At 59.6% G+C, this 6,681-nt stretch carries 5 protein-coding genes; 3 read left to right on the top strand and 2 right to left on the bottom strand.

Annotated features, from left to right (window positions below; translation table 11 throughout):
* The first annotated feature begins 100 nt into the window (after positions 1-100).
* On the top strand, positions 101-2,083 hold the full coding sequence (locus ACQ4OB_RS25895) for a pilus assembly protein TadG-related protein (RefSeq protein ID WP_430956715.1): 1,983 nt from the start codon (positions 101-103) through the stop codon (positions 2,081-2,083).
* Here ACQ4OB_RS25895 and ACQ4OB_RS25890 read toward each other — a convergent pair.
* Positions 2,053-4,806 carry a PAS domain-containing sensor histidine kinase gene (locus ACQ4OB_RS25890; protein WP_430956714.1) on the bottom strand — a complete coding sequence of 918 codons (2,754 nt, stop codon included), beginning with the start codon at positions 4,804-4,806 and terminating at the stop codon, positions 2,053-2,055. The two genes, ACQ4OB_RS25895 and ACQ4OB_RS25890, sit on opposite strands and share 31 nt — an antisense overlap.
* Positions 4,803-5,243 carry a TadE/TadG family type IV pilus assembly protein gene (locus ACQ4OB_RS25885; RefSeq protein ID WP_076028777.1) on the bottom strand — a complete coding sequence of 147 codons (441 nt, stop codon included), beginning with the start codon at positions 5,241-5,243 and terminating at the stop codon, positions 4,803-4,805. Before ACQ4OB_RS25885 ends, ACQ4OB_RS25890 begins: the two co-directional genes overlap by 4 nt.
* A 75-nt stretch (positions 5,244-5,318) precedes the next feature.
* Between ACQ4OB_RS25885 and ACQ4OB_RS25880 the strand changes: the two genes are divergently transcribed.
* Together ACQ4OB_RS25880 and ACQ4OB_RS25875 are read left to right on the top strand one after the other, a co-directional pair.
* Positions 5,319-5,789, top strand: coding sequence for a prepilin peptidase (locus ACQ4OB_RS25880; protein ID WP_074873476.1), 471 nt, complete (start codon positions 5,319-5,321; stop codon positions 5,787-5,789).
* 112 nt (positions 5,790-5,901) lie between these two features.
* A complete protein-coding gene (locus tag ACQ4OB_RS25875; protein ID WP_074873478.1) occupies positions 5,902-6,681 on the top strand; it encodes a response regulator transcription factor in 780 nt (259 codons plus the stop codon).

Here is a 6,681-nt window from a genome sequence, read left to right as displayed (position 1 = left end):
TCTGCACTGGCATGTTGCCAGCGGTCCAGCCAAGTCTTGACTACACTGCTGTTCACCCATGGAGGTAGCCCTCGGCTGTGCACCGGCAAAGGAGTGCGCGATGTCTCCGCGTTTGCAGTTTCGCAGGCCGTCCCGGCAACGGGGGGCGATCGGTTTGATGGCGGCGCTGACATTGGGCTTGGCCCTGGTGTTCTTGCTGGTCGTGGTCGACAGCGGTCGTTTGTACCTGGAAAAGCGTGACTTGCAGCGTGTGGCGGACATGGCCGCACTTGAAGCCTCCACCCGAAATGGTGATTGCGCCGCTGGCAACACCGCCACCGTCTATGCCACCGCCAGCGCAAACCGTAACGACTTTACCCTTCCTGACCCCAGTCGCAATCTATTGGTCGCTTGCGGTGCCTTGACCCTGGATGCCGATAACCTTCGAGTATTTGGTGCCGACCCGAGCAAGAGCGAAGCCATTCGGGTGATCGCCAGCCATTCGGTCCCGCAGAGTGTCGCCGGTGGTGTCGGCGCGCTGTTCGGCGGCGCTCCACGCGCAGCGACCATCAACCTGACGGCCAGCGCTGTCGCCGCCTTACCGCCACCGCAGGCTTCGCTGACCCTGCGCAGCACGATGTTGAGCGTCGACACCAGCAAATCGGCCACGCTCAACGCGCTGTTCGGTGGTTTGCTCGGGGGCAATTTGAACATCGACGCGGCGGGCTGGAACGGACTGGTGAACACCAACATCAGCCTGCTCGGCTACCTCAATCGATTGAAGGTCGACCTTAACCTCAGCGCTGCGGGGTATGACCAGGTATTGGGCAATACGATTGCCGTCAGCCAACTGATCCAGACCGCCGTCAATGTACTGGACCCCGGCGGCACATTCGGCGCGACCGCAACCATTGCAAGTCTTCAAGCGCTGAAGGCCGCGGCAGGTGCAACCACCGTCGTACTCGGCAATGTGTTGCACGTCGAGGCGGGCAGCACTGTGACGGCGCTGGGGACCAACCTGAAAGTGTTTGACCTGATCGAAGCCGTCGTGCAACTGGCCAACAAGAAAAACGGTTTGGTGGCGACCGTGCCGATCAACCTCGCGGGGCTGGCGCAAATCACCGCTCGGGTGCAGATACTGGAGCCGCCACAACTCTCGGCCATCGGCAATCCGAAAAACGCCGCGCTTGCGCCGTTGGGGCCCAACCGGATCTACGTGAAAACCGCTCAGGTGCGTACCTTGCTGTCGGTCGACTTGCCTATTCTGAGTGCGATTCAACCCTTGCTCGAGGCGGCGGCTGATCTTGCCGGACCGTTGACCAATATCTTGAACGCCTTGCTGAATCTCAATCTGGTCGAAGTCATTGACTCACTGACCTGCGCGCTCGGCGCGGCCTGCGAAACACCCTCGATCGTGCCGCTTTCCGATACCTTAAGGCTCGATGTCGCCCTGGACGTTGCGAGTGCCAACAGTTACGTCACCGCCTACAGTTGCATCAGTGCCACCAACAAATCCCTGACCACCAATACCAGCACTTCACTGGTGACCCTGAAAATCGGCAAGATCGATCCGAACACGGCGTTCGGCAGCAACACCTCGCCGCCCGCCGTGGTGGTGCAACCGTTGAAGGTGATTGATATCGGGGTGAAAACCTGTCGCCGGATCCTGTTCCTTCCTGTCAGTTGCGACCCGCGGATTCCAGGCGTCGGCGGCGGTATCGACATCATGGCCGACACCACCGTGGCACAGAGCGCCAACATGCTGCACGTCTATTCCGCTCCGCCGGCCACCAGCCTGCCGGAGATGAGCCAGCCACCGTTCTACTATTCCTATTCCACCAGCAATATCGTCAGCAGCCTTACCGACACGCTGACCAATATTAAGGTCAACATGTACGGCCCGACGGGCAGTCTGGTCCCTGGTCTGGGGGCCGTCTTAAACACTGTCACCACATTGCTGGTGAACGTGATCAACAGCGTGCTCAGCCCGTTACTCGACACCTTGATCAACACATTGCTGCTCAGCCTGGGGATCGATCTGAACAAGGTCGAAGTCGGCGCCAACCTCAGCTGTCACTCAGGACGAGCGACGCTGGTGATCTGATCGTCGGCAATAATCGGTAGTTCGATACAAAACCGGGCGCCCTCGACCGAGTTTCTGACGCTCAGTTTTCCGCCCATGTTCTCGACGATGCCGTAACTCACCGACAACCCGAGCCCGGTGCCGACACCCACGGGTTTGGTGGTGAAGAATGGCTCGAAAATCCGTTCCAGCAACCGCGGATCGATACCGCCGCCGTTGTCCTCGACCCACAGCCGCACCGAATACGCATCACGTTCGGCGTACACCGAAATCCAAGGTTTTAACTCGCGGTCGGCCTCGCGTTTGCCGAGCAACGCATCCCGAGCGTTGACCATCAGATTGATCAACACCTGTTCGAGCTGATCGACGTAACCGCGCACTTGCACTTCAAACCCGATCTCGTTGACCCGCAGATCGACCCCTTTGCCGCGCATCCCTTCGGCCAGCAGCGACAACGTGCCTTCAATGGCTTGCGCCGGATTGAACGGCTGCTGCTCGATCTCCGAACGGCGGCCAAACACCCGCATGTGATCCACCACCCGCGCGGCGCGCTGGACCTGGGCATCGATGCGGTTGAGCTTGTCGGTCAGGTAGTCGATCTGCGCATCGCCATTGCTCAGACGCTTGAGCACGTTGACGATGGCCATGCGCATCACATTCAACGGCTGATTGATTTCATGGGCCAAGCCTGTGGCCATTTCACCGAGGGTGGCCATTTTTGCGCTTTGGGTGAGTTGCTGCTGGGCGCGGCGGACCTCGGTGTTGTCGCGCCCCACGGCCTGAATCTCCAGCAAATGGCCGTGCTCATCGAACACCCCGCGATCCGACCACACCCACCAGGCATGTTCCCGTCCCGGCAGTTGCAGGTTGATTTCCGCGGTGCTGACCGGGAATTCCGGGCTGAGTCGGCTGAGCCGCAGGAGAAACGCTTCGCGCTGTTCCTGCGACATCCAGCTGCCCAGGTTCACTCCGGGCAGTTGCTCGGGCTGGCACTCCAGGTAAGTCGCCAGCGGGCGGTTGCCGAAGCTCAGGGTCAGGTCCGGGCGGTAGCGGCAGATCATCGCCGGAGAGTCTTCCACCAGGATCCGGTAGCGTTCTTCACTCTGTTTCACCTGTTCGGCGGCCAGGGTTGCTTCGGTGACGTCCAGCCACAGGCCGACGGCTTCCACCGGCAAGCCAAGGTCGTCGCGCAAGAGCTTGGCTTCATCGAGTAGCCAATGGTATTCGCCGCGACTGTCGCGCAGCCGATAGCGGGCGCGCACCGAACCTTCACGCAGCAAATGTCGGGTACGTTCGAAATACCGATCGCGGTCCTCCGGGTGGACCCTTTCAACCAAGGTCCCCGTGGCGCAATCAGCCAGTGACCAGCCGAGCAACTGCAGCAGGCTGTCACTGAAAAACGTTGGTTGCAGCGCACCTTCGTCATAGCGTTGCACGTAGATCACCGCCGGTGAACTGGCGATCAGATTGTCCAGTCGGGCATGGGCCGCCGCGGCGCTTTGCTCCTGGTTCTTGATGTCGCTGATGTCGAGCATGAAACCCACTAACCGTCGGTTTTTACCGATGCCCAGGACTTGTCCTTGCAGGCGATACCAGTTCGGCGTTTGGGCCAAACGCACGCACAGCAGCAGCGGGGTGCCGTCGTCTTGCAAGGCTTGCAGACGACTGCTCAACTCTTCGCGGTCGGCGGGATGTACCCGATCCAGCCAGTCATGCAGCGGCAAGCGGTCGATCGTAAGGTTCAGGTTGCTGGCCAGCGACGGCGCCAATTGCACCTCGCGACTGTCGCTGAACATTTCCCACCATCCGGTGCCGAGCAAGGCTTGCAGCGACTCCAGCCGTTCCAGTTGCAGTTGGTGCCGGTGCTCGCGCAAGCGCTCAAGCAACTGGCCTGCCAGCGCGGCGGTCAGTTGTAACCAGTCGCGGTCATTCAAGTCAGGTGCCTGTTGCTGCACTGGATAAAGGCCACACAGCAACCAGGCGACCACCCCCTGGGCATCGTGATAGGGCACCGCGAACCCTTCGGCATTGCCGAAGATGCTTTGCAAACGGGGATATTCGGCGGGCGTCAGGCGTTGCGGCACAGAGCCGTTCAGGCTGTCGAGCCCGGTGCCCAGGCGCTGAGCGTTTTGCCACAGCTGGGGCGCGTCGAAGGCCGTGTAATGCTGGTGTATCTGCCAGCCTTCTTCCTGTTCATCGAGTAATGCCACTGCAATGCAGGGCATGTGGAAACGCTGGGCCAGGCCTTGCAGCTGTTCCACCAACACCTCGGGCAGGCGCGTCAGGTTGCAGCGGCGCAACTGTTCGCCGATCTGCGCTGCGAGTAATTGGCATTGCTCGCGGCTGCGTGATTGCTGGCGATCGAGCAACAAGTCGCCGATGTCCAGCAACTGCAACAGCCAGGTATCGGCCAATGGCTGGACCCAGCCACGCAAGTGCAGGGGTTGGCCGTTAAGGCTGTAGAAGTCCAGGTCCAGACTCTGTCCCAGCCAGTCGGCGGGCGAGCCTTCAACGGTGAGGCCGCTGTGAGGCATGAGGAAATCGAGCAGGTGCGGTGCTTGCGCCGTGGGTGTCTGTTGGGCCAGCACATGCCGCAGCGGGCCGGTCAGGTGAATCACTCGACCTTCGGCATCGAGGTGCATCTGCAAACCGACACTTTGCATGCTCTGGGTGTCTGGCACGGCCACTGGCGCAGGCGGATGGCGGTTGAGCAGGCGCCCGAAGAGTTTGTCTGCGGAACTCAAAATTGCAGGCTCGAACGGGCAGAAAGGTTTGCCGGCAGATTAGGCACCTGGCCAATTCCCGGCACGTTCAGAAACGGGATGACCTGCTGCAATTTGCTGGTGGGGTAGTTGATGCTGACTGTCAACACCCCGCCCACGTAGGTGGCGCTGGCGTCGGTGGCGACATTGAAATTCAGTGCGGCAGGAATCCAGGCCAATTGTCGGCTCAGTTCAGTGGTAGCAACGGTTTTTACCGCGGTGTCGTAGCCGGGGGTGCTGGGATCCAGCGCCACGCTTCGGCGCACCGCTTCGGCGGTCGACTGGGTGAACGATTGCATCAGCAACAGCGGCAAGCTGTAAGTGACGATTCCATAGAACACGGCGAAAAAGATGAGAAATACCAACGCGAATTCAATCGCTACAGCGCCTTTTTGCTTACGGGGGAGGCCTGTTTTCATGACTGCGTCTACCCTGATATTCATCACGTGATATCAGCATAGAATCATTCAGCCAAAACGGACGTTTTTTACCGGATGCAGAGCTTTGTATTACTGATCTGGCTGACGCTTTGCGCAGCACAGGATGCTCGAGAACGGCACATCGCCAATGGCCTGACCCTTGGCGCAGCGGTGTTGGCGCTGGCGTATCTGCTATGGACGGGCACTACCTGGCTGGGGGCCGAGGCGGTGCAGGGCGGCTGGGCTTTTTTGCTGGCGCTGGCCTTTACCTTGCCCGGTTATGCGCTGAGACGCCTGGGCGCAGGCGATGTGAAACTGATGACCGGCCTGGGGCTGGCGACTGACGGCATGCACCTGCTCGGCGTGTTCATCGGCGCCGGATTGGCCAGTGTCTTGTGGCTGCTGCTGGCGCCAAGAGTCTGGCTTCATATGGGCCAAGGGCTTAGAAATCATCTTCGATATCTGGAGCCTGGAATGTCAAAGAAACAACCCTTCGCACCCTTCGTGCTGGTGGGCCTGTTGCTCACACTCGCCTGGTTTCACTAGGGCCCGCTGTATGTACAGAGTCGGAATGTACGTCTACTTTCAATTCAGCAGTTGTACTGTCTGTGGCTGTTTGTAGAGGAACGGTCAACCTTGACCTTGCAGGGAGTCGCATGTGATCAAACTTCCTTCGGCAGTAAAAATCCTTGTGGTCGATGACCAGCCGTTGATTGCCGCAGAGCTCTGTGAGCTTCTTGAAGGCAGCGGTTACCGTTGCGTTTGCAGCGAGACGGGCAGTCAGGCCGTCGAGCGTTTCAATGAAGACGAAGCCATTGGCCTGGTGCTTTGCGATTTGCACATGCCCGGTCTGGACGGGATTCAACTGGTTCAGGAGCTGCAACGGTTATCCGGCAAGCACCGGGTGTTTGAAGCGATCATGCTCACTGGGCGTGCGGACAAGCAGGATGTGATCAAGGCTTTGCGGGCCGGGTTTGCCGATTACTACCAGAAGCCGGTCAATCCGGCTGAGTTGCTTGAAGGGATTGCCCGTCAGGCAGTGGTGTTGCAGGAACGGCAGAAGAGCCTGCAGCTCAAGCATCTGGATCAGAAGCTTCAATACCTTGCCGAGTCGATCGATGATCTGTATCAGGATCTGGATAAGGTCCGTCGTGGGCCGCGGTTATCGGTTTCCACCGATGAGGCTGGCATTGCTGTGGATCGGGTAGAGATTCCGGCGGTTTTCAGTCACCTGTCGCCAAGGCAGTTGGAGGTGGCGCGGTTGGTGGGGAAGGGGCAGACCAATTATCAGATTGCCTGCGAGCTGGGCATTACCGAGAACACGGTGAAGCTGTATGTGTCGCAGGTTTTGCGGTTGACGCATATGCATAACCGGACGCAGTTGGCGCTGGCTTTGTCGCCCGGTCATGGATTGCGTCAGGGGATGACAGCGCATTAG

The sequence above is a fragment of the Pseudomonas sp. ES4 genome, from assembly GCF_050586665.1.
In the GTDB taxonomy this organism is placed as follows: Bacteria; Pseudomonadota; Gammaproteobacteria; order Pseudomonadales; family Pseudomonadaceae; genus Aquipseudomonas; species Aquipseudomonas frederiksbergensis.
This window is presented reverse-complemented; position numbering and strand designations above follow the sequence as displayed.

Bases quoted from the DNA above. Each gene is read 5' to 3' on its own strand.
- ACQ4OB_RS25885 (WP_076028777.1), bottom strand. From the start codon at position 5,243: ATGAAAACAGGCCTCCCCCGTAAGCAAAAAGGCGCTGTAGCGATTGAA.
- ACQ4OB_RS25895 (WP_430956715.1), top strand. From the start codon at position 101: ATGTCTCCGCGTTTGCAGTTTCGCAGGCCGTCCCGGCAACGGGGGGCG.
- ACQ4OB_RS25880 (WP_074873476.1), top strand. From the start codon at position 5,319: ATGCAGAGCTTTGTATTACTGATCTGGCTGACGCTTTGCGCAGCACAG.